This is a genomic window from Ruegeria sp. CDSC002, from assembly GCF_059610905.1.
The window spans coordinates 38,023-61,399 of record NZ_JBXWOM010000008.1; the positions used below are offsets into that span (position 1 = coordinate 38,023).

At 55.7% G+C, this 23,377-nt stretch carries 20 protein-coding genes; 6 read left to right on the plus strand and 14 right to left on the minus strand.

The annotated features are described in order from the left end of the window. The first annotated feature begins 18 nt into the window (after window positions 1-18). Window positions 19-1,056: an extracellular solute-binding protein gene (locus AC2FJE_RS15655; protein ID WP_282153274.1), complete on the plus strand. Its 1,038-nt coding sequence runs from the start codon at window positions 19-21 to the stop codon at window positions 1,054-1,056. Between the two features lie 77 nt (window positions 1,057-1,133). On the opposite strand, the gene argE is transcribed toward AC2FJE_RS15655, so the two are convergent. The 7 genes from argE to AC2FJE_RS15690 form a co-directional block, all read right to left on the minus strand. Then, entirely contained in the window at window positions 1,134-2,282 is a 1,149-nt protein-coding gene (argE, locus tag AC2FJE_RS15660; protein ID WP_496756643.1) for an acetylornithine deacetylase, read from the minus strand. 141 nt (window positions 2,283-2,423) lie between these two features. Further along, window positions 2,424-3,362 (minus strand): LysR substrate-binding domain-containing protein, encoded by a 939-nt coding sequence (locus AC2FJE_RS15665; RefSeq protein WP_108862429.1) that lies wholly within the window; start codon window positions 3,360-3,362, stop codon window positions 2,424-2,426. Between the two features lie 25 nt (window positions 3,363-3,387). Next, complete coding sequence (locus tag AC2FJE_RS15670) at window positions 3,388-4,884, minus strand: aldehyde dehydrogenase (RefSeq protein WP_496699054.1); 1,497 nt, start codon at window positions 4,882-4,884, stop codon at window positions 3,388-3,390. A 17-nt stretch (window positions 4,885-4,901) separates the two neighbouring features. Further along, window positions 4,902-5,576: a DUF1028 domain-containing protein gene (locus AC2FJE_RS15675; RefSeq protein ID WP_282153277.1), complete on the minus strand. Its 675-nt coding sequence runs from the start codon at window positions 5,574-5,576 to the stop codon at window positions 4,902-4,904. 84 nt (window positions 5,577-5,660) lie between these two features. Then, the gene (locus AC2FJE_RS15680) at window positions 5,661-6,077 is read right to left on the minus strand and encodes a RidA family protein (protein WP_108862432.1); all 417 of its coding nucleotides are present in this window, start codon (window positions 6,075-6,077) and stop codon (window positions 5,661-5,663) included. A gap of 17 nt (window positions 6,078-6,094) precedes the next feature. Continuing rightward, entirely contained in the window at window positions 6,095-7,375 is a 1,281-nt protein-coding gene (locus tag AC2FJE_RS15685; protein WP_282153278.1) for a flavin-containing monooxygenase, read from the minus strand. Between the two features lie 303 nt (window positions 7,376-7,678). Next, window positions 7,679-8,491 carry a helix-turn-helix transcriptional regulator gene (locus AC2FJE_RS15690; protein WP_282170383.1) on the minus strand — a complete coding sequence of 271 codons (813 nt, stop codon included), beginning with the start codon at window positions 8,489-8,491 and terminating at the stop codon, window positions 7,679-7,681. 155 nt (window positions 8,492-8,646) lie between these two features. Between AC2FJE_RS15690 and AC2FJE_RS15695 the strand changes: the two genes are divergently transcribed. Together AC2FJE_RS15695 and AC2FJE_RS15700 are read left to right on the plus strand one after the other, a co-directional pair. Beyond that, window positions 8,647-9,999, plus strand: coding sequence for an aminotransferase class III-fold pyridoxal phosphate-dependent enzyme (locus AC2FJE_RS15695; RefSeq protein ID WP_496756646.1), 1,353 nt, complete (start codon window positions 8,647-8,649; stop codon window positions 9,997-9,999). 65 nt (window positions 10,000-10,064) lie between these two features. Further along, window positions 10,065-12,134 (plus strand): oxidoreductase, encoded by a 2,070-nt coding sequence (locus AC2FJE_RS15700; RefSeq protein WP_496756648.1) that lies wholly within the window; start codon window positions 10,065-10,067, stop codon window positions 12,132-12,134. A gap of 512 nt (window positions 12,135-12,646) precedes the next feature. Here AC2FJE_RS15700 and AC2FJE_RS15705 read toward each other — a convergent pair. The 6 genes from AC2FJE_RS15705 to AC2FJE_RS15730 are packed head-to-tail and all read right to left on the minus strand — an operon-like array spanning window position 12,647 to window position 20,119. Further along, on the minus strand, window positions 12,647-14,302 hold the full coding sequence (locus AC2FJE_RS15705) for a sulfatase-like hydrolase/transferase (RefSeq protein ID WP_496756652.1): 1,656 nt from the start codon (window positions 14,300-14,302) through the stop codon (window positions 12,647-12,649). Next, the gene (locus AC2FJE_RS15710) at window positions 14,299-15,534 is read right to left on the minus strand and encodes a Tm-1-like ATP-binding domain-containing protein (RefSeq protein WP_496756655.1); all 1,236 of its coding nucleotides are present in this window, start codon (window positions 15,532-15,534) and stop codon (window positions 14,299-14,301) included. Before AC2FJE_RS15710 ends, AC2FJE_RS15705 begins: the two co-directional genes overlap by 4 nt. Before the next feature lie 28 nt (window positions 15,535-15,562). Continuing rightward, on the minus strand, window positions 15,563-17,047 hold the full coding sequence (locus AC2FJE_RS15715; RefSeq protein ID WP_496756659.1) for an aldehyde dehydrogenase: 1,485 nt from the start codon (window positions 17,045-17,047) through the stop codon (window positions 15,563-15,565). A gap of 7 nt (window positions 17,048-17,054) precedes the next feature. Continuing rightward, window positions 17,055-18,587 (minus strand): tripartite tricarboxylate transporter permease, encoded by a 1,533-nt coding sequence (locus AC2FJE_RS15720; protein ID WP_108859823.1) that lies wholly within the window; start codon window positions 18,585-18,587, stop codon window positions 17,055-17,057. Between the two features lie 9 nt (window positions 18,588-18,596). Next, entirely contained in the window at window positions 18,597-19,133 is a 537-nt protein-coding gene (locus AC2FJE_RS15725) for a tripartite tricarboxylate transporter TctB family protein (protein WP_058278614.1), read from the minus strand. Window positions 19,134-19,189: 56 nt separating this feature from the next. Further along, on the minus strand, window positions 19,190-20,119 hold the full coding sequence (locus tag AC2FJE_RS15730; RefSeq protein ID WP_058274540.1) for a tripartite tricarboxylate transporter substrate binding protein: 930 nt from the start codon (window positions 20,117-20,119) through the stop codon (window positions 19,190-19,192). Window positions 20,120-20,227: 108 nt separating this feature from the next. Between AC2FJE_RS15730 and AC2FJE_RS15735 the strand changes: the two genes are divergently transcribed. After that, window positions 20,228-21,007 carry an IclR family transcriptional regulator gene (locus AC2FJE_RS15735; RefSeq protein ID WP_496756664.1) on the plus strand — a complete coding sequence of 260 codons (780 nt, stop codon included), beginning with the start codon at window positions 20,228-20,230 and terminating at the stop codon, window positions 21,005-21,007. 35 nt (window positions 21,008-21,042) lie between these two features. Next, window positions 21,043-22,395, plus strand: coding sequence for an aminotransferase class III-fold pyridoxal phosphate-dependent enzyme (locus tag AC2FJE_RS15740; RefSeq protein ID WP_496756666.1), 1,353 nt, complete (start codon window positions 21,043-21,045; stop codon window positions 22,393-22,395). 33 nt (window positions 22,396-22,428) lie between these two features. Here AC2FJE_RS15740 and hpaR read toward each other — a convergent pair whose 3' ends face one another. Continuing rightward, window positions 22,429-22,869 carry a homoprotocatechuate degradation operon regulator HpaR gene (hpaR, locus tag AC2FJE_RS15745; RefSeq protein WP_058281156.1) on the minus strand — a complete coding sequence of 147 codons (441 nt, stop codon included), beginning with the start codon at window positions 22,867-22,869 and terminating at the stop codon, window positions 22,429-22,431. A gap of 106 nt (window positions 22,870-22,975) precedes the next feature. Between hpaR and AC2FJE_RS15750 the strand changes: the two genes are divergently transcribed. Further along, window positions 22,976-23,374, plus strand: a complete 399-nt coding sequence (locus AC2FJE_RS15750; protein WP_496756669.1) for a 5-carboxymethyl-2-hydroxymuconate Delta-isomerase — start codon at window positions 22,976-22,978, stop codon at window positions 23,372-23,374. The last annotated feature ends 3 nt before the right edge of the window (window positions 23,375-23,377 follow it).

Consider the following 23,377-nt stretch of genomic DNA (forward strand, 5'->3'; position numbering starts at 1 on the left):
CAACAGATGGAGAGTCACATGAAACATATGATGAAAAGCGGCGTCGCTGCTCTTGCCTTGGCCATTGGCGCAAATGCCGCAGCAGCCGAGGGCGAACTGGTTCTGTACCACTGGTTTGAATACATCCCGCAAGAGCTGCTGGACAAGTTCACCGAAGAAACCGGCATCACTGTCACCATGGACACTTACGATTCGAACGAGTCCATGTTGGCTTCGCTCAAGGCTGGTGGCATCGGCACTTATGACGTTTCTGTGCCTGGTGATTACATGGTCTCGATCATGGCGGGTGAAGGCATGCTGGACACGATCGCCGATGGTGAGCTGAAGAACAAAGGCAACATCGCCCCTGATTGGGCCGATCCCAGCTTTGACCCCGGCCGTCAATCTTCGATTCCGTATCAGTGGGGCTCGACCAGCTTTGCAGTTAACCGCGATGCTTATGACGGTGACATTCAGACCACCGACATCTTGTTCAACCCGCCGGCTGAATTGCAGGGTCGCATCAACATGCTGGACAGTCAGGGCGAAGTGATGGCCATGGCCGCGTTGCACATGGGCATTCCGCAGTGCTCCACAGATCGTGAACAGCTGAAGGCGCTGAACGCCATGCTGCAAGAAGCCAAACAGCATTGGGCCTCGTTCAACTCGGACACCGCGAAAGAGGTACTTGTCTCGGGCGATGCGGCCGTAGGTCAAATCTATGACGGTTTCTCTGCCAAGGCGCGCGAAGAAGGTGCCAACGTGGAATACGCCTATCCGACACAAGGTTACATTGCGTGGATGGATAACGTGGTTCTGCTAAAAGATGCGCCCAACCGCGGCAACGCGCTGATCTTCATGGATTTCCTGCTGGAACCTGAGAACATCGCTGCCGTGACCAACTTCGCGCAATACAACGCGGGCGTGAATGGAGTGGAGAGCTTTCTGGACCCAGCGCTGGCAGCGCAGCCTGAAAAGAATCCACATGCCAATGCCGGACCGGGTGTCTTTATCGAAGTTTGCGATGAGGAAACTCAGGCGGTGTACGATCAAATCTGGACCAATCTGAAGAAGTAATTCAGGTCACATACTTATCTTGAATGCCCCTGGTTTCCGCCGGGGGCAATTTGGTTTGTGGCAACCCCTTTGTTGATCTACCGCCTGATATCTTCGAGGATGCGATCCATCATTGCGTCGCAAGCGTTCAGCTGGCTGATCTCCAGGTATTCATCCGGTTTGTGGCCCTGACGTTCCATTGATCCGGGCCCGCAAACAACAGTCGGCACGCCCAGTTCGCTGAAGAACCCGGCCTCTGTACCGAAGGCCACCTTTGTGGTGACGTTGCTTTGCGCCAGTTTCTGCGCATAGGCAATGACGCCTTCGGTCTGGGCGACCTCCAGTCCGGGATAGGCGTTATACTGTTCAACCTCGATACGCGCCTCGGGACACAGGTCCTGATACTGTGCACCGACCCTGATGGCCGCCTCCTGAATTTGTGACAAGATGTCTTTGCCATGATCCGAGGCGACATGACGGTATTCAAATGTCAGTTCAGCGCGATCCGGCACAATATTCAACGCCTTGCCGCCAGACATCATGCCCACATGGAACGTGGTGTAGGGCACCGAATAGGCCGGGTCACTGTTGCCGCTTTTGGCATAGGTTTCTTGCAACGCGCGCAGTTCACCTACAAAATCAGTTGCCAGGTGCAGCGCGTTGACGAATTTCGGGGCCAGAGCTGAATGCCCGCTTAGGCCGTGGCAGACGGCACGTAGCGCGGCTTTTCCTTTGTGGCCTACGGCCACCTGCATCTCGGTCGGTTCACCCACAAAACAGGCGCGTGGCTGGCCCAGCATAGGGGCGAGCCGGTCCAACATGTGCTGGATGCCGACACAGCCGACCTCTTCATCATAAGAAAGCGCGATCTTGAGAGGTTCGCGCAGATCAGCCCCGGCGGCACGATCCGCCAACGCCATGACAGAAGCCACGTACCCCTTCATATCCGTGGTGCCACGCCCATAGACGCGATTGCCTTCACGGGTCAGGCGGAATGGGTCCTTGGTCCAACTTTGGCCTTCGACCGGGACAACATCAGTATGCGCGGATAGTAGTACGCCATCACCCGCAGGTCCTTTCTCGGCGTAAAGCCCGGTCTTGTCGCCACCAGGGTCGGTGATGCGATGAACGGTGAATCCGCGCGCCTCCAAAAACTCTTCGACATAAGCGGCAAGCTCAAGGTTCGAGTTTTTGCTGACCGTATCGAAGCCAACAAGCCTGTCGAGAATATCCAGGGTAGAGGTCATAGGATTGAACCTGTTTTTTGGTTTGACAGCCGCTTTGGTCTTGGCTGTGAGAGGGTCATTCTCTCCAAGCCTATACGACGGGCAAAATACTTAAATCTGGGAATGGCGAAGCAGAGGTTAGGAGATCTCTAAGTCACGCAATCACCCTTCGTCCTGCGCAAAAAGACCAGGAAGCGATCCTGAATCTACGGCATGAGCACAATGATCAATGAATGCTCTTGATGTGTTTGTTTCATTCTCGGCCCGCGCGCGCAGCAAGCCAAGACGCATTGGGCGCATTTCCCCGGCCAAGGGCACAAAGATCAGCTTTTTGCCATCCGGCGACAAAACGTTGAGGGGGCGGATGTTGGCAATCGAAAAACCGAACCCGTTCGCCACCAAAGATCGCATGACCGACATATCTGCGGTGCGCTCCGCGATATTCGGTTTGATATTGGCTTCGCGGAAAAAGGACAGAAAATACTCACCACTGAATGGCAGGTCCAGCAAGACCATTGGGCTGTCCTGCAGGTCGGGGATCGTCAGCTCGCTGCGATTTGCCAGCGGATGACCTTCGCTCAGAACGACATAAGGTGGCAGTTCATGGAGTGGCCGGAATTCGAGATCGGCGGGAATGTCCAGATCGTAAGTCAGGGCGATGTCCAGTTCAGCCCGGCGCAACTGGCTGAAAATAACGGCCTGATTCAGTTCACGCTGTTCGATACGTACATCGGGATAGGTGTCCTCAAAGTCGCGTCGCAACCCCGGTAGAACAATCTGAGCAAATGTAACCAGACACCCGACGGACAGGATACCCTGTACCTTCCCGGTGATTTCCCCGGCCAGTGTGGCCAGCAACTCGGCCTCGCGCAGAACGAACTCGGTACGTTCCATGATTTTGTGCCCGGCCTTGGTCAGCGACAGACCACGCGCGTGTTCGCGCACAAAAAGGGCGACGCCGAATTCCACTTCCAACTGGGTGATCGCCGCCGAGATCGACGGCGACGAGACGTTCAGCTTGTCGCTGGCGGCTGCGATGCTGCCTGCCTTTCCGACGGCCACAAAATATTCAAGCTGTCGCAGCGTGTATCTGAAAGGCAAAGGCGCATCTCCGCGGTCTTGCGGATCAAGCCTTGTACTTGATCCAAGTCGTTTTCAAAGCAGTATACTTTTCAAGCGAGTGCAATGACAAATCGCGCCCAAAGCCTGACTGCTTCATGCCTCCAAACGGCGTCATTGCAGACAGCGCGTCTACCGTATTCACCGAAACGGTCCCTGCCATCAGCTTGTCTGACACCCGGCAAGCGCGGGACAGGTTATCGGTCCAGACTGACGCTGCCAGCCCATAGACCGAGTCATTGGCCATCGTCACGGCCTGGTCTTCGGTGTCGAAGGGAATGACTGACAGGACGGGGCCGAAGATCTCATCGCGCGCCAGCGGGTTGTCATGGTCTACGTCGTCGAAGATGGTCGGTTGGACAAAGCAGCCCTTGCCATCCAATGTGATCCGTTCGCCCCCAGTCACAAGGTTGGCGGTTTTCTTGCCTTCCTCGACAAAGCGCATGATCCCCTGTGTCTGCTTTTCATCAACGATGGCACCCATTTTCGACGCCGGGTCCAGCGGGTCACCGGGTTGCATCGCCTGCGCACGGGCGATCAGCTTTTCGACAAACGCATCCTTGACCGAGCGTTCCACGTATAGCCGCGAATTGGCCGAGCAGACCTCGCCCTGATTGAAGAAGATGCCAAAGGCGGCCATGTCAGCGGCCGAGTCCAGATCCTCGCAATCGGCAAAGATCAGATTGGGGCTTTTGCCACCTGTTTCCGGCCAAACCTGTTTCAGATTCGACTCGCCCGAATACTGCATGAACATCTTGCCGATTGCGGTCGACCCGGTGAAGGCAAGGCAGTCCACATCCATATGCAGACCCAGCGCTTTGCCCGCAGTCACGCCAAAGCCAGGCACGACGTTGAATACACCATCCGGAACGCCAGCCTCAGCCGCCAGTTCCGCCAGTCTCAGCGCTGACAGGGGCGACTGTTCGGCCGGTTTCAGCACAACCGAGTTGCCGGCCGCAAGCGCCGCGGCGGCTTTCCATGTGGCCATGTCCAGCGGGAAGTTCCACGGTGTCACTGCTCCGATCACGCCCAGAGGAACACGTTTGACCAGCGCCAAATCGCCAGGCCCGGTTGGGGCGACTTCGTCATAGACCTTGTCGATAGTCTCGGCATACCACTGGAAGAAATGCGCCGAACCGGGGGCATCGATAGTGGCAGCATCCGTCACTAATTTGCCCATGTCGAGACTGTCCAGTAGCGCCATCTCTTCCAGATTGTCGCGGATCAGGTCGACCAGTTTCAGCATCACCGCCTTGCGGTCACCGGGGGCCATGCGCGACCAGCGGCCATCCTCGAATGCGGCGCGGCCTGCGGCGACGGCACGGTTGATGTCTTCCTCATCGCATTCGGCAACCTGAGTCAGCACTGCGCCTGTGGCGGGATTTATGCTATCAAAGGTCTTGCCCGATGTGGCATCGACAAACTTGCCGTCAATGAAAGCCTGCCCACGAAATGACAGACCGGCGGCGCGACTTTTCCAATCTTCGTGCGTATAATCCAACATGATGTCTCTCTCGCTGATTATTCGTCGCCGGGTACGCCATAAGAAGGCGCTTCTCTCGGGTCGAGCGCGCGCTGAATATAGGCGTCCAGCTGCGGTTTATAGATGTCCCAGGCGGTTGCGATGGCCTCAATCGGACAACCCTCGGTCCAATCGCATCGTAGATCGGCTACCGGCCAGCTGACCTTGTCGACGATCTTCATGCCTGCTGAATGTACCGGACCGGCCTCGCCCCCCGCGTCCAGACCGGCGCGCATGGCTGCGATCAGGCGGTCTCCGATATGACCCGAAGCCGACAGAAACCCGTCGACGATGGCCTGCGGGACGCCGTCGTTGTCCAGAAGATTGCCACCCGAGGCGACGTTTTCGGCCTGCGCTTGTGTCCAGATGCCAAGGCTGTTGGGACCGGAATGGATCGCCGTGCGTCCAGCGGTGTCCACGGCCAGAACCTGACGGTACTCAATGAATTTCATGCGGGCCGTCATCTCGGCGATGGCCTCAGGCGCGGTTTTACCTTGTTCCATCAGATCCAGCGTCAGCGGGCCAAGGCTGGGGTCGGTTACGTTCTGCGATGCGACAGCACCGACACTGGCGCGGGCAAACGAACAGCGGGCGGCCACGGCGGGTGAAGACGACGAAATCGCCAACCCGAACATGCCGGTATCGGCACAACGGGCGACCAGTGAAAAAGTCATATAGACCTCCTTAACGACAAAGACCGGGCTGCGCGGGGTGAGAGCGTAAGTGCGCAGCCCGGTATCCTCAAATGATCGGCAAGATCAGTCGGGAATGACTGCGGTGCCGTCAATCTCAACCAACCAGTCCGGGCGTGCGAGTGCCTGAACCACCAGCCCCGTCGAGCAAGGGTAGACCCCTTTGATATACTCGCCCATGGTGCGATAGACGGCCTCGCGGTGGCGGACATCAGTGATGTAGACGACGACCTTGACCAGATGTTCCATTGAACCGCCGGCCTCTTCGATCAGCTGCTTGATGTTCTGCATGACCTTGTGGGTCTGCTCGACCGGATCGTGGCTGTCGATATTGACCGCATCATCCAGGTTCTGCGGGCACTGGCCACGCAGGTAGACGGTTTTTCCACCTTGCGTGACGACGGCCTGACACAGGTCGTTATCGAGGTTCTGCTCGGGGTAGGTTTCTTTGGTGTTGAATTTGCGAATGCGAATGTGCGCCATTTCGGTGTCCTGTTGTCTTATTCTGCGGCTGCTGGGGCGATGATTGCCGCCTGACCATCGTAATCGGCATAGGCGCGCTGGATCGCAATCTGATCGGCTATGTATTTCGCATCGTGCCAAACGCCCCAAATGAAGGTGGAGCCACGACGTGACTGCCAAGGCAGGCCAAGGAAGTATATGTCAGGTTCGACCGAAACGCCGCGCTGGTGGATCGGCGCGCCTTTGGCGTCAAATGCGTCCGCCTTGATCCAACTGAAATCCTGACGGAATCCCGTGGCCCAGATGATCGTGGAAATACCTTTTTTGGCAAAATCGACTGACCCAAGCGGATTGGTCAAACAGTCCGGGTCTTCAAAGGGTTCGCGCGCCTCAGACTCTTCCGGCAGATCAATTCCGGTGCGTTCCACATAGGCGTCAGCAAGATCAAGCATCTCTAGATAATTGGCGTCGCCTGCGGCTACGTTGCGCTGTAGATCATCCGCGAAGCTGAGAACGCCGTTCTCGAAGTTTTTGGTCATACCAGTAAGGGTGACCCCCTCATTTCCAAGCCGGCGGAAATCCATCGTATGCCCACCATGGGCCCCGCTAACTGAGATGGTGACATGCTCGGTTCCGGGTTTTTGCGCAGCGATATCCCAAAGTCCCAGCACGCCCAGCCACCAGACATTGTCGCGACCGCGGTATCGGCGAGGCGGGCGGTCATGCGGACCAACCGACAAAAAGACCTTGCGGCCTGCGCGGTTCAACTCGTCCGCGATCTGCGCGCCGGACGACCCGGCACCGACCACCATCACGGCACCTTCTGGCAGTTGGTCGGGGTTCTTGTAGTAGAAGGAGTGGATTTGCTCGACACCAGCCGTTGCCGGCACGATCGGCGGAATGACCGGTTGCTGGAACGCGCCCGTGGCGGCCACAATGCGTTTGGCATGAATCTCGCCGGCAGAGGTTTCAACCTTGAAGCCTCCTTCACCCGGCAGACGTTCTGCTTTCAGCGCCTCTACACCTTCGCGAATGGGGGCTTTGACCATTTCGGCGTATTCGACAAGATATTTGGCAACCCGGTCCTTAGGCACGAACGCATCGGGGTCGTCGCCGTTGAACTGCAGGCTGGGAAAACGGTCATGCCAGGCCGGGCCATTGGCAACCAATGCGTCCCAACGACCGGTACGCCATGCTTCTGCAGTGCGGTTCTTTTCCAGAATGATGTGGGGCACATAGTTGTTTGCCAAGTGCTCGCTCAGCGCGATACCAGCCTGTCCGCCGCCAACAACCAGCGTATCCGTTTTCTCAATGGACATGTGTCGGTTCCCTATAACTGCATCTCGAATTGACCCTGAGAGGTCATTGCCATCGCTCATTACATGCCGGTCTTGGAGGACGAGCGATCACAATGGACCGAACGCCTTGCACTTTCAGAATTCGGACATCAGCACCTAACCGGTGAGCTAGCCGATACCTGGGTAACGGCCGCTTTGGATTGCCGCATTCTGTGCCACTCCAGCACGCTATGCACGTTTCCAGGTTAAGGTTTCACAAGTTCGAAACAGGTGAAATAACTGTCTAACTTACTCTTAATTAGGCTTTGGCTAACTTGTCGGGTTTTATGTTGAGCTCCCAGGCAGTTGCCTATTCTCCGACAGATAAGGCGCGATCAGGTAATACAGTTCCCCCTGCGAAGAGATCTGGCATTTCCGGTAAAGTTGCTTGCGCAAGACCTTTACGGTCTGGGGGCTAATGCCAAGTGTCAGGCCAATAGAAATCGACGAATGTCCTTGCAGGATCAACAGCGCCACCTGGGCCTGTCTTGGGCTTAGGCTGATGTCCTGCTCGGCGGACATGCGCCGGCGCAGTTGTTCAACGGTATCTTCCGGCTCACCTTCAATCGGGGGCTTGATGTCTGGCCAGTTCATTCTGACCAGCGCACTAACCACTGGCGCGATGTGTTTAGCCGCGCTGTAGTCTCTGGACGAGAACCGCGATGCGGTGGTTGCGTCCCTGCCGATACAGACTGTGATTGAACTGATCGGGGTAAGGCAGGCGAAATAAGCAAGCTCATCTGTCAGCGTTGTGTTGGCGTAGTAGGATTTGAAGTACTCGTTGCGCTGAAACTGATCAGGGGCGACATCGGTTAAACGATAAAGACCGTCTGCAGCGCGGCTTTGATGTAGGCCAAAGAACGGATCCAGCAGATAGGCTCCTTTGACATAGTGGCTGTCGATGCGCTCGAAAACGCGACTGTCGCGAGCGTGGGTCATCAGAACCTGGGGCGCACGATCCTTAAAAAAGGCGATGATCGCGAAGTTATCGAATGAGCATGTCGCATCCAGCCAACGGTGCAATGCATCACCGAAGCGTTCTGATCCGATTGCCATAATTGCGGTCGACAAGGCGTCTGGTGCCGAAATTTGTGACATATTCGGGTACCCCCCTGGGGGTATATACCCCCTGAAATCGCCAAAGTAACGTAAATACTCAATTTAGGTGGTATGTATCCGCCGGCGCGATCATGGCCCGAACAAGGGACGCGCCGGATCAGCAGAACTGCTACAGGAAAACAAAGGGGTTGATCATGGCTAAAGATACGCTCGACATTCTTTCGCAGGATAAGCACCTGATTCAGTCTTTCGCCGATCTGGACGCGCTAAAGAAGCAGGGCGCTCGCACCGTCATATCGCGGGCAAAGGGCGCCTACGTTTATGACAGCGACGGAACAGAGCTGATCGACGGAATTGGCGGTTTATGGTGCGTCAATATCGGCCATGGCAATGACGAGATGATTGCCGCGATCTCGGATCAGTTGAAAACACTGGACTATTACTCGACCTTCTACAACTTTACACACCCGGCAGCGGCGGCGCTGGCCGAGAAGATCGCTCAGCTTGCGCCGGGTCATCTGAATTCGGTCTATTTCAGCAATTCCGGTTCGGTCGCAAATGACAGCGCCATTCGGATGCTGCACCATTATAATATCCGCAAGGGAAAGCCAGAAAAGAAGCTGGTTCTATCGCGGCACGGCGCCTATCACGGATCGACTCATCTGGCGATGGCGATGACCACACCTGGCTATTCCGAAGGTTGGCACGCGGCCAGCGAACTCGTGCATCACCTGCGCTCACCCCACTACTGGCGCGAATGCGGCGAGATGACCGAGGGTGAGTTCCTTAACGATCTGATCGACGATCTGACCGCCAGTATTGAGCGGATTGGCGCAGAAAACATTTGTGCGTTCATCGCCGAGCCGATCCAGGGCGCAGGCGGTGTTGTGACCGCACCTAAAGGTTATCACAAGCGCGCGTGGGAGGTCTGTAAGGCCAACGATATCAAATACGTCGCCGATGAGGTCGTCACCGCCTTTGGCCGTCTTGGGCACTTTTTTGCCTCGGAAGATGTGTTCGACATGGTGCCAGACATCATCACCACGGCCAAGGGCTTGACCTCAGGCTATCAACCGCTTTCGGCCACGATCGTCTCGGATGATATTCACGAAGTGATCTCGGGGCCCGACGGTATGTTCCTGCATGGCATGACCTATTCGGGCCACCCTGCGGCTGCGGCGGCAGGTCTGACCAACATCGCGATTATGGAGCGCGAGCAGATCCCGCAGCGGGTGCAAACAACCGGTGCACGGTTCGAATCCAACCTGCGCGGTCTGACCGACATCGAAATGGTCGGCGAAGTGCGTGGCAGCCATTTCATGATGGGGATCGAATTCGCCAAGGACCGCGCCAGCAAGGAAAGTTATCCGGATGAGGCGCAAGTGGGGCTGAAAGTAGCCCAAGCCTGCCAGAAACGCGGCCTGATCGCACGCCCCTTGGGTAACGTGCTGATCTTGTCCCCGACATTGATCATGGACGAGCCAATGATTGATCGCATCGAAGCCATCCTGCGCGACGCCATCACAGAAGTTGCCGCCGGTCTTTAGATCTTGATTTACTGGGGGATGACGGCCCTCCGTGAACCCTATCAGCCAGCCTTAAGGAGCCAGCCATGCGCGATCCACGCTATGATATTCTGTTCGAGCCGATGCAGATCGGCCCTCTGACCGCTAAGAACCGGTTCTATCAAGTTCCCCATTGTAACGGCGGCGGATATCGTGATCCCTCAGCGGCGGCTGCGATGCGTGGGATCAAGGCTGAAGGCGGCTGGGGTGTGATCTTCACCGAGCAGTGCGAGATGCACCACACGTCTGAGATCACACCCTTTATCGAGCTGCGTCTGTGGGAGGACAAGGACATCCCGCAACTGCGCAAGATGTCGGAACGGATGAAAACACATGGCGCTTTGGCGGGCATTCAGCTGGCATATTCCGGCATCAACGGGCCGAACCTCTATACCAAAGAAGTGCCGCTGGCCCCTTCTGCCCTTCCCATTCGGACTTTCACAAACGACCCGGTTCAAGCCCGCGCGCTGGACAAGCAGGACATCAAAGACCTGCGCCGTTGGTTCGTGAACGCTGCCAAACGGTCAAAGGACGCAGGATTTGACTTGATCTGTCTTTATGGTGCGCACGGGTTTGGTATATTCCAACACTTCCTCAGCCGTGCCACCAACCAGCGCAGCGACGAATATGGCGGCAGTCTGGAGAACCGCGCCCGGTTCAGTCAGGAGGTCATCGCCGACATGCGCGACGCGGTCGGCGATACGATAGCGATCACGCTGCGGGTCAGCCTGGATGAAACCATCGGTGAGCTTGGCTTTTCGAACGCCGAGGTGCGTGACTATATTGAAATGAACAAGGACCTGCCGGATCTTTGGGATTTGGCGCAAGGAACTTGGGAAGACTGTTCTGGCCCTTCACGTTTCAAGGAAGAGGCCGCACAGGAAGAACTGGTGCGTGGTATTCACGATCTGACCGACAAGCCTATTGTCGGCGTGGGCCGGTTCACTTCACCAGACGTTATGGCCAAGATGGTCAAGTCCGGCACGCTGGATTTCATCGGCTGCGCCCGTCCATCTATCGCCGACCCGTTCCTGCCCAAAAAGATCGAAGAAGGCCGGATAGAGGACATCCGCGAATGCATCGGCTGCAACATCTGCATCACGGGTGACATGACAATGTCGATCAGTCGTTGCACCCAGAACCCGACCTTCATGGAGGAATGGCGCAAGGGCTGGCACCCCGAGAAGATGAACGAAAAAGGTGATAGCTCGAACGTGCTGATCGTGGGCTCGGGCCCTGCGGGGCTTGAGGCCGCGTGGGCGCTGTGTCGCCGCGGCTACGACGTTGCCGTGGCCGAGGCCCGCGACGTTATCGGAGGCCGTGTGGCGCGCGAACGTCTGTTGCCGGGCCTATCGGCCTGGGGTCGGGTAGTGGACTATCGTGACTATCAACTCAGCCAGCGCCCAAACGTGGAAATCTATCGCGAAAGCGAGCTGGATGCTGAAAGCATTCTGGAGTTCGGCTTCGAAAACATCTGTATCGCCACAGGAGCGACATGGCGCAACGATGGTGTCTCGCGTCAGCACGTTGTGCCGATGCCAATTGCTGAAGGCGCCAGGGTCTATACCCCGGACGATCTGATGGATGGCACAATCCCATCCGGCCGAGTGGTGGTGTACGACGACGACCACTATTATATGGGTGGTGTTCTTGCCGAACTGTTGGCCAAGAACGGCGCGCAAGTGACGCTGGTTACACCATCGGCTTATGTCAGTGACTGGACCAACAACACGTTGGAACAGATCGCCATTCATCCAAGGCTGGTCGACGCGGGGGTCGAGATCGTGCTCAACCAAGGCGTCACTGAAATCCACCCGGATCATGTGGTCTCAAACTGTGTCTACACCGATCGCACTTGGAAGATCGAGGCGGATGCTGTTGTGATGGTTGCATCCCGTCTGGAAAACAACGGCGTATTCAATGATCTGAAGGCACGCGAAGCGGATTGGGCAGATGCAGGCATCAAGTCGGTCAAACTGATCGGCGACGCCAATGCACCGGGTCCGATCGCTTGGGCAACCTATGCCGGTCACCGCTATGCACGGGAACTCGATGGGAAAGGTATCGGTGACGCTTTGCCCTTTCGCCGTGAAATTACAGAACTTGCGGTAGACTAATATCTTTGTGGGGTTTTGGCGGCGAAGTGTGAACTTTGCCGCCTTATGCGCCTGAATGTCATTTGACATCAGCGGAACACCAACAGACGCAACAAATCCGTTACGACAAAAAAATACTCTTTCTCAACTCAACGGCGAATTGCTTTCATTTGCTTACGAACTCAAAACGGTGTGAACATCCGCGTTAGGTTCGAAATTGATAGTGTAATGCACGCGCAGCGAAAGTCAGCGTTTCCGCAAAATCCCGACAATTCCGTCCGATAGACGTCGGTATGACCTACAGTTCGTTTTTTTTGAGATAACTACGGGTCATACCACCATTTATCTGAAGAAGTTGATGAGCCTGGTGCTGATTAACTATGTTCCCGGATCCAGGCCGTTTTCTCTCATTTTTCGTTGCTGTTGTTTGTGTTGTTGCCTTGAAGATAGTTGAATGGTGTCATCGCAACTGCTTAAACAACTTTGCGACAGATCCGCAAAAGACCCACAACATGACGAATCCCCCGCATGACTTACCGACGCCTGATCGTTTTCTCTATTACGTCGTAGGGCAATTCACGCTCATCATAAACACCGATAAAAATACCGACATCAGCCGCACTCCCGTCTCGCTTCTTCAGCAACGTTTCATTTGAAACTGTTGTACGTTGCGATGGACGGCGCGCCCATTCTGACAAGCGCTTCATGAACATGTTAATCACCTCAGCATGGCCCGGGTCGGCACCGAGATCATTCAACTCTTTAGGGTCGTTTTTCAGGTCGAACAATAACGGGCGAAACCCACCATCGGCAAAGATGAATTTCCAATCCTTGTCCGCCAGCATGAACAGGCGTGCTTGTTTGGGGTCAAGGCCCAGAGCAGCGGCTTCGGGCGTGGCGGAATAATCATATTCGCTAACCACATACTCGCGCCATGCCTTGGGGTTTTGGCCATACAGTAACGGCAGTAGCGAGCGGCCTTCGATAACGTGATCCGGGACATCGCTACCTGCCAGATCAACAAATGTTGCCGCCAGATCAATACTTTCGACCAGTGCGCTACTAACAGTGCCGCGTGTTGCGTCTGCTTCTGGTGACGGGTCATAGATGATCAGTGGAACGCGCACCGACGGATCATGGAAGAGATCCTTTTCACCCATCCAATGATCACCGAGGTAGTCCCCATGGTCGGAAGTCACGACAATCATCGTGTCTTCCATGTGGCCATTCTCTTCTAGCCAATTGAACAGGCGACCCATCTGATCATCAGCCTGTTTGATCAGCCCCATATAGGCGGGTATCACCTTTTCACGCACACCCGGCTTGCTAAAGGTTTGACCGATTTCGTTCTGCATGAATTGTTCATAGACAGGGTGAGGATTATGTAACTCGCCATCCGAGCGAACCACCGGCAAAACATCCACTGCCGTGTACATATCATGATACGGCGCTGGAACAATGTAAGGCCAGTGCGGCTTGATATAGGACAGGTGGCACATCCATGGCCCAGCGGAATTTGCATCCTGCGTTTGAATAAATTCAATCGCCTGTCCCGTTAGCCACGGCGTTTCGCTATCTTCTTCCTTAATGTTTGCAGGCTTATCAGCGTGCCGCATAAACCAACCCGAAGCGACACCACCATCTTCATTAACCCCGGCATTGGCATTGTGCTGCCAGGGGTTTTCAGCCTCATACCCCTGCCCTTTCAGATACTCATTATAAGGCGAACGTCTTTTGTCATAAAAGCCTTGCGGCCCCTCACCCCATAAGCCGTCATCACGGAGGAAGACATCAAAACCACATTCCGCGACACGTGCTCCGATCACGCCATCGCGCGAAATGCCCAGACGGTCCATCCCTGCCTGATCCACGCTCATATGCGTCTTTCCGATCAACCAACTATCCATCCCACGTTCGCGCAGATGATCGCCCAGAGTAACCTCTCCGACCTTGAGCGGAAAATTATTCCAGGCAGCGCCGTGGCTGTGTACGTAACGCCCTGTGTAAAAGCTCATCCTTGAGGCCCCGCAGATGGGCGATTGAACATAGCAATGGGAAAACCGCACTCCCTTGGCAGCAAGCGCATCCAAATGGGGGGTGTTCAAACTCGGATGTCCGGTGCAGCTCAGGTAGTCGTACCGAAGCTGATCGAACATGATAAACAGGATGTTTTTGGCTTTTCTGGTCATGTCGCCTTAACCACCCCGTCATTCATCCATTTGTCGAACTGTTTGAGTACAGCATCGCAGAAGGCGTCGTCATTGATATGGGCGTCAATTTCCGTAGTTGATGCAACCGCAGGCATCACGTTGCGGGCCTCATCAACCATTTCGGCAAGCGCTTCCGGGTCATGCGCTTCCTGGCCTTCGCGATCCCATTCCTCAACACCGCCGGTGGGCAGGAAAAAATGGGTTGGGCCAGTAGCCTGTTTCAAACGATCGGCCATTTCCCGAATAGCGGCCCGTCGCTCTTTTGCATTGAACACCGCACTTTTGATTAGGCGATTATGTTCGTGGAACGGACGGTCGGCATATTGATCGGGAATGTCCTGCCAACCGGCAAAATCCAAAAGATCCAGCGCGCCTGGGGCCACCATTTGTGGCACGCCCGCGCGCCCGGCATTTGTCAGCCGGTCCTGCCCCGAGGACACCAGCGAACCTGCGAGCATGTTGGCGAATTCCTGCATGCAGAAATCCATTACACAGCAGAACGCGCCCTCACCCGCAAGCTTCTCGAAGGCCATACCGCCCATGCCCGTTGAATGGAACACGGCCACTTCGTATCCCCGTTCTTCCAAAGCAGGTTTCAAAGTTTTCATATAACGCAGGCAGGATGAGCCCAACGAGGTCATTCCGATCATCGGGCGATCGCGCTGAGGGCGTTGGGCGGCGCGGGCGGCGCCTAAAACAGCGCCTGCGGCCTGGCTTAGCGATGAGCGGCAAACCGAGTTCATACCATAAAGCCCACCCGCCCAAAGGATCATCTGAATATCCGGCGCCAAACGGTGTGGCGGAATCAGCGGTGAAAAACTGACGGTGGAGACAATGTATTTCGGCACACCCATTGGCAAAGCCTGCGCACAATCCAGCGCCAGATCAGTGCCCATCGTACCACCAGTTGCGAGCATTCCATCCAATTTGCCGTCGGCGTAGACCTGCGCCACTAGCGTTGCTGCACCCCTCGACATCACGCGAAAAGCCTTGTTTTCGTCACCGAGCGCGATCACCTCTTCTATGGTCATACCACCGGCCGCGGCCACATCATGTTTGGAAATGTCTGTGGGCGTGGTCGGATCCCCAAGAACCGATACATCCATGGTCAGCACGTTGCCACCCTGCGCTGTGATGCATTCTTCGATGTAGCGCATCTCGGGGTCTTTGGTGTCATAGGTGCCGATCAGCAAGATAGTCTTTTCGCCCATGGTAATCTTCTCCTCGCAGGCTATCGTCTTACAGCTGAATCCAGGCTGTTTTCAGATCGAAATACTTTTCCATTGCGTGCAAAGACTTGTCGTGGCCGTTGCCCGACTGCTTTACTCCGCCCAAAGGCACTGTGCCGTCCGCGCCGCCATAAGTATTGACGTGAACGACGCCAGAGCGGATGCCCGCCACCATGCGATGTGCACGGCTCAAGTTTGCAGTCCACACGCCCGAGGCCAATCCATAAACGCTGTCATTGGCCAGGCGCAGTGCCTCATCTTCGTCCCTGAACGGTGTCACGGCCAGAACCGGACCAAAGACCTCATTGCGGAACAGATTGTCGGTCGGTTTGACCCCGTTCATTACAGTGGGTGCCATATAATAGCCTCCCGTTTCCGTCAGAATTCGGTCACCGCCGACACGGCGCTCAGCACCTTCAGCTTCGGCTTGGGCGACAAAATCCAGATTGCTTTCTAATTCCGGCAATGAGTGCACTGCCCCGATCTGTGTGTTCAAATCCAGCGGGTCGCCGACGCGGAAGGCCTGCGCGTGTTTAACGATCTCAGCGACGAAGTCTTCGTGAATATCCTCCTGCACCAGCAAGCGCGATCCAGCGACGCAAATCTGACCTGAATTTCGGAAAATACCTGCGGCGGAGACCTTGGCCGCCTGCGCGAGATCCGGGGCGTCGTTGAACACGATGTTGGGGGACTTTCCGCCAAGCTCCAAGTAGCAGCGTTTCAAGTTCGAGCGCGCGGAATATTCCAGAAGCCGCCGCCCTGTCGCACCCGAGCCGGTAAAAACCATGATGTCGACATCCATCGACAGGGCCAGTGTTTCACCAACCACGCTGCCTTTGCCTGTGACAACGTTCAGGACACCGTCCGGCACACCTGCCTCAAGCGCCAATTCGGCTAATCGCAAAAGTGATAGCGAGGCCGATTCCGCAGGTTTCAACACCACCGAGTTGCCCGCCGCCAGCGCCGGCGCGATCTTCCACGCACCGATCATCATCGGCATGTTCCACGGCACAATCGCCCCGACAACGCCGACAGGCGCGTGATGCACGAGACCCAGCACATTTTCAGCTGTGGGCGCAATCTGACCATAGATCTTGTCTATGGCCTCGCCATAATAGCGGAACGTGCCCGCAGCCGACATCGGCTCGGCCTTCATGGCCATGTTTATCTCAGTGCCGTTGTCCCGCACGCCCAAAACGGCCAGTTCCAAAGCGTGTTCTTCAATCAGATCGGCCAGTTTCAACAACACCTTCTTGCGTACAGAAGGTGCAGCCCGCGACCAGCGTCCGTCTTCAAACGCCGTGCGGGCCGCCGCAATAGCCCGCTCCATATCTTCGGGGGTGCCCTCGGCAATTTGCGTTAGAACCTGACCGTCAATTGGAGAAATGACATCCAGTTGCCCTCCTGCCGCTGCGGCCTCGTGACGCCCATCAATCAGAAGGCTCCGGGCCGGTACAGGCTGACCACGTAGCGCGTCGATGGCAAGTTGATCCATAGGTCGCTTATCCTTGCTGGTTCGGATTATCGGAATCCACGGGTTGCATCGTAGGTTCCGGCCGCAATTTGTTTTTGAATTCGAAATACAGCGTTCGGCAGTGCAGGATCAGGATCAGAACGATCAGACCAAACAGAATGGCCGCGATGGGCCGGTCGATGAAGTCGAGCGGCGTTTTGACCCGTGCCATTGCGCTGCGCAGCTTGGTTTCCATGATGCCGCCAAGAACCATGCCCAAAATGATTGGAACAATCGGCAGGTCCAGCCGTTTTAGGATCAGACCAAAGACACCAAATCCGGCCGCGATGGCGCAGTCGGTGATCGAATTGCGCAAGCTGTAGACCCCCACGAATGCCAAAATCAGGATCATGACACCAAGGAACCGGGTCGGGATCTGGATAATCTTCAGCAGCAGGTTCGTCGAAAATAACAAGAACACAAGAACGATCACGTTAAGCAGGATCAGCGCCATATACAGGGCCAATACGAAATCCATCTGATTTTCGAACAGCTGAGGTCCGGGGATCACGTTGTGGACATAAAACACCGACAGCATCATCGCCGTCAGCGCCTCGCCGGGAATACCCAGAGCCAGCAGAGGAATCATCGCAGCGCCTGGGACAGCATTGTTCGCCGCCTCGGACGCTACAAGTCCCTCGGGTGAGCCATCACCAAACTTTTCTGGGTTCTTTGACGTCTTTTGAGCATAGGTGTAGGACAAAAATTGCGATGTAAACTCGCCCGTGCCCGGCACCATGCCCATGAAAACACCGATACTTGAGGACACAGTAGCAACGCGTTTCACGCCCAGAAGTTCTTTGAGGCCAGCAAAGATATTGCCACTTACATGGGTGTCGCCTGGCGCGTGGTTCTTTTCCAATAGCAGCAGAAATGCCTGGCTAATCGCAAACAGACCCAGCACAACCACAATGAGATCAACGCCCGAAGCCAACCAACTTTGATCAAAGGTGAACCGGCGGGTGTATTTCACGGGCTCCAGCCCCACCGAATTCAGGAAAATACCGAAGGCCGCCAGCATACCAGCGGCAAAAATCTGCCCCCGGTGGGCCAGCACAACCAAAATGATGCCCAATAGCGCAGCCAGGAAAATCTCGCGGCTGCCGAAATGTGGGGCGACAAGGGCCAGAACCGGTGACAACACCATCAGACAGATGATCGCAAACACGCCCCCGAAGAACGAGGCCGAATACGCCAGAGACAGCGCACGGTGGCCCTGCCCCCGTTTGGTCATGGGATATCCGTCATAAGTGGTCAGTGCGTTCACCGCTGTACCGGGGGTGTTGATCAGAATCGCGGGAATGGCTCCGCCATACATGGACGAGCCGTAGATACCCAATAACAGGGTTAGTCCTACGATGGGCTCGAACGCAAAGGTGGCAGGCAACAGGATTGCGATGGCCACCGCCGCACCCACGCCGGGCAATGCACCGATGATGACGCCGCCGATCGAACCGATCAGCAGTGCGACGATTACCTGCCATTGTAGCAGGATCGAAATGCCGGAAAGAAGCGTTTCCATAGTGGCCCCTTACAGATAGGTCAGCGCAAAGGCGCGCACGGAATCCGGAAGGTATTCATAGACCGCTCCGGCGGGGATTTTGACCTGAAGAAAGCCACGGAAAACGATGGTGACCACAAAGCCGAACAACGCAGCTATTCCGATAGCATTTGCACCACGAAACCCTACACGAAGGGTCAGGAAGACTGCGAACAACATGGTTGAGAGCAGATATCCCAGCTGCGGAACCACCAGCACATAGATCAGGAAATAGGCAACATATTCGAACGACCGAACCCAGAACCCGACCTCGGTCCATCGGCCGCTGATCCGGTCTGACAAGGCCGAGCTAAGCCAATGCAGAAACCCGAACACCACCATGCACCAGATTGCAATTGTGGGCCAAAGACCCGGCTGCGCGAACCATTTGGTTCGTTTGACGACCTTGGTCTGATCACCGAGTTGGGATAACAGAAACACTGCGAATGCCAGAAACAGTACGGCGAAAACGACATCGCCGGGTCGGCGATATCTTTTGAACATGTCCTGTAAAGTCTTTGCAATCATCGTTTCCTCCCAACCTGAAAGAGGCGTGAGGCAGTGCCCCACGCCCAATCTGGATCTTACTCGCCCAGAATTTCTTCAATCTTAGCGAAAGAGGATTTGTCTTGCTCAATCTGAGCGTTGGATGCGTCTGGGTCCTGCCAGTAGATCAAAGCACCGGTTTCCTCAGCAAGCTGCTTGGCCTTGTCCGACTGCACCGCCTTTTGTGCTGCCGCGGTGATTTTTTCGCGTGCCTCGGGTGGAGTATCCTTGTGAACGAACAGGCCGTTCCACAATGCCAGCGGCAGATCCGGGTTGAGCTCGACGATCGTAGGCGTATCGGGGATCAGCGAAATCCGCTCGCCACCTATGCTCGCCAGAATGTTCACGTCATCCAGGCAAGGTAGAACAAGTTGCAACGTGGTGTTGATGACGTCCACGTCACCCGATGCCAGCGTGTTGCAATCCAACGCGTCAAAGGCTGCTTCACTTGCAAAATCAAATCCGCTGCTGACAGCAGCAGCAAAGGTGACCTGCGTGGGCGGCAAGACCGAGCCAAAGTGACCAAGCGCCAAATCGTTGTCCTTGCCGTGTTCCGCCAGTTCTTCCCAGTTCGAGAACGGCGCATCCTTGCTGGATGCGATTACGAATGGGTAAGTCAGAAAAATACCGATCGGATCAAACGGGTTCGGGTTCAGTTCAGGGATACCGATTTCCGGTCCAATGACGGGAACGCCAATGACGAAAGAACCAATAGTGTATCCGTCCGCCGGGGCGGTGGCGACTTCGACTGCACCTGGGAACGGACCGCCGCCGCCGCCAGGCTTGTTCACGACCGCGGCCGGGACGTCGTACATGGCTTGAAATTCGTCCGCGATCATTCGCGTCAGCACGTCCTCAAGATCGCCCGGAGGCCATGGAACCACGAAGGTTACCGGTTTCTCTGGATATTCTGCCAGTGCAGCGGTTGCTGACGCCACAAATGCGGCGGTTGCTAGAAATTTCTTCATTGACACCTCCCGTTAGTGGTTCAATAAATGAACCGCGTTAACAATAATAATGTTGCGTTGTTAAGTTAATTCTGTCAAGTATTACCTGACCGGGAGGAGGCAAAACACATGGGCACCGCACTTAATGCCTTGAAAATGCTAGAGTACTTTTCAAGCTCTCAGCCGGAAATCGGGCTGAGTCACATTGCGCGCCTGGCTGGTTTGAACAAGGCGACCGCCCTCCGCCACTTACGAGCACTGGAAGAGTTCGGCCTGATCGAGCAGAATCCGCAGACGAAATCATATGCCATCGGACCAGCTGCTCTACGGTTGGCCGCCCTGCGCGAAATCGCCAAGCCCGGCCTTGATGGTGCACGCCAGAAAATGCAGGCCGCGATGCATGAGGTTGGCGAAAGCCTGCACCTTACCCTGCTTGAGAAAGACACTCTACAAACCGCGTTGGTGGTTGAAACCACGCAGCACAGCGTTCGCGTAAGTCTTGACCCTAGCGAAGTTATTCCGGTCAACGCGACTGCTTCGGGATTATGCATGCTGAGCTTCGGTCCCGCTTTCCTTCTGGAACGCTTGGAATCCGACACACTCACCCGATTTACCGAGGCAACAATGACGGACCCAGAGATTATCCGTGACCGGGTTGCACAAATCGGTCAGGCGGGCTGGGCCAATAGTAATGGCAGCTTTGAAGATGGTGTCTTCGGATATGCGGCGCCTATCTTCGGTATTGATCAGATCGCGATTGGAACCATTGCGATTGCCGTTCCCGAAATTCGTGCAACCCGCGCGCGGCAGCCGCTGATTTTGACCTCACTCCACACGCTTTCGAAAGAACTGACCGCAAACTTTGGCGGCCAGATGCCCGAAACTTTTCCAACCGAATTCCACCCATGATTGACGGGCGGACTTAATCTCCGGAGACACGCTACATGAAAGACTCCAACTTTCTGAAGGAAAACAACGCCCGACATTTCTGGCAACCAATGGCGCACCCGGCCGACAGCCAGAAAAACCCGCCGACCATTCTGACCGGAGGTGAAGGGGTCAGCATCATTGATGTAGATGGCCACAAGGCGCTGGATGCAGTGGGTGGCTTATGGAACGTCAACCTGGGCTATTCCTGTGATCCGGTAAAGCAGGCCATCACCGATCAACTGAACGCGCTACCCTATTATTCAACCTTTCGCGGCACCAGCAACGACAAGGCGATCGAATTGTCTTATGAGCTGGCGCAGTTCTTTGCGCCTGACGGATTGACCCGTGCATTCTTTACTTCGGGTGGATCGGATTCCGTTGAGATCGCACTGAAACTTGCACGTCAGTTTCACAAAGTTCGAGGCGAGGCTGGCCGTACCAAGTTCATCAGCCTGAAACAGGGCTATCACGGCACCCACTTCGCGGCTGCCTCGGTCAATGGCAATCAGAAGTTCCGTGCGGCTTATGAGCCGATGATGCCGGGCTGTTTCCACGTGCCCGCGCCCTGGACCTATCGCAACCCGTTCGATGAGACGGACCCCGAGCGTCTAGCGCAGCTTTGCGTAAAAGCGCTGGAGGCCGAAATCGCATTCCAGGGTGCAAACACCGTCGCCGCATTTATTATGGAGCCAATCTTGGGCGCAGGCGGAGTGATCCCGCCGCACAAGAGCTTTATGCCCATGGTGCGTGAGGTCTGCTCGAAGCACGGAATTCTGCTGATTTCGGACGAAATCATTACTGCCTTTGGGCGTACAGGCAGCGAAAGTGGCGCGAGACATTGGGGGGTGCAGCCCGATATCATGACAACGGCCAAAGCCATCACAAACGGCTATTTCCCATTCGGCGCGGCAATGATCTCTGGCGCCGTTGCGGAGGTGTTCGAAAGCGACACTACCGGCAGAGCTTCTGTCGATCAGGGCTACACCTATTCCGGGCACCCGGTTGGCGCGGCCGCAGCCTTGGCCACGCTGGCCGAGATCAACCGCCTGCGGGTATGGGAAAACGCAGCTGCACGGGGTGATGAGTTATTTGCTGGGTTGAAAAAACTGGCCTACAAATACGACGTAGTCGGTGACGTGCGAGGGGGTGAAGGTCTGATGTGCGCGCTCGAGCTGGTTTCGGATCGCGCAACCAAGGCGCCAATTGCCAAACATCTTCCGCTGCAGGTTCAAAAAGCGACTTATGAAGATGGCGTGATGGTCCGTGTATCTGGAAACAACATCATATTGTCTCCGCCGCTGGTCATCACGTCTGATGGCGTAGCCAAGATCCTGTCAGCCCTGGATACAGGACTAGCGAGCCTGTAGTGATCACGCTGGCCCCGGTCTTCAAGGTCGGGGTCAAACCTTTACGGCCTGCAATTCCTCAAGTAGATCCAGTAGGTTGTCGATTTTTTCCTGTCCCATTTGCGCCTCGATTGTATTGTGAATCGCCAGCGAGGTCGCAAGGTTCTCTTCAAGAATTTGACGCCCCTCATCGGTGATCTTCACCATGGTGCGGCGCTTATCTGTGCTGCCCTGACGGCGGGATATCTGCCCATCAGTCTCCATCGTGCGTAGAATTCGCGTCAGGCTGGGAAGCAAAAGGCAGGCCTCATTTGCAATAGTGCTTTGTTCCACTTCGCCCATTTCGTCCAGAACACGAAGGATACGCCACTTTTGCTCGGTCAGCTGTATCCCCTGCAGCATATCCCGAATTGGGGCCATAACGGTTTCGCGTGCGCGCAGCAGGGCGATCGGAAGAGCGCGAGAGGTTCTCGTGGTATGGCTTTGTCGGTTCATTCCAGCCTTCTAGAACGCCATTTCAGGAATTGCAAAGATTAACAAAGCAAGTTCTTGACGGTCGTGATGCAATTTACTAAACATGTTAAGTAGTAAAGGAGAGATCATGCCACACTTCCACGTCGAATACTCCGGCAATCTGGACGATCGGGTCGACATCGGTGGCTTGTGCGAATGCATACGAGACACCGCTGCGGGGATTGATGCTTTTCCAATGCCGGGAATTCGCGTCCGCGCCACGCGTGTTGACTATTTTGCCATTGCGGATGGAGACCCCAAGCATGGCTTTGTGGACATCTCAATCCGCCTACGCGCTGGCCGTCCTGACGACGTTAAGAAGGACGCAACACAGCGTATCTTTGACGCGGTTGAGGCGTATCTGGAACAGGCCTTCTCGAAACACTCTATCGCGCTTTCACTAGAGATGCGTGACATCGACCCAGACCTTTCGCCCAAGACCGGCACAATCCGGAATCACTTGGCTGCGACAAAGCAGGAGACCTGACGC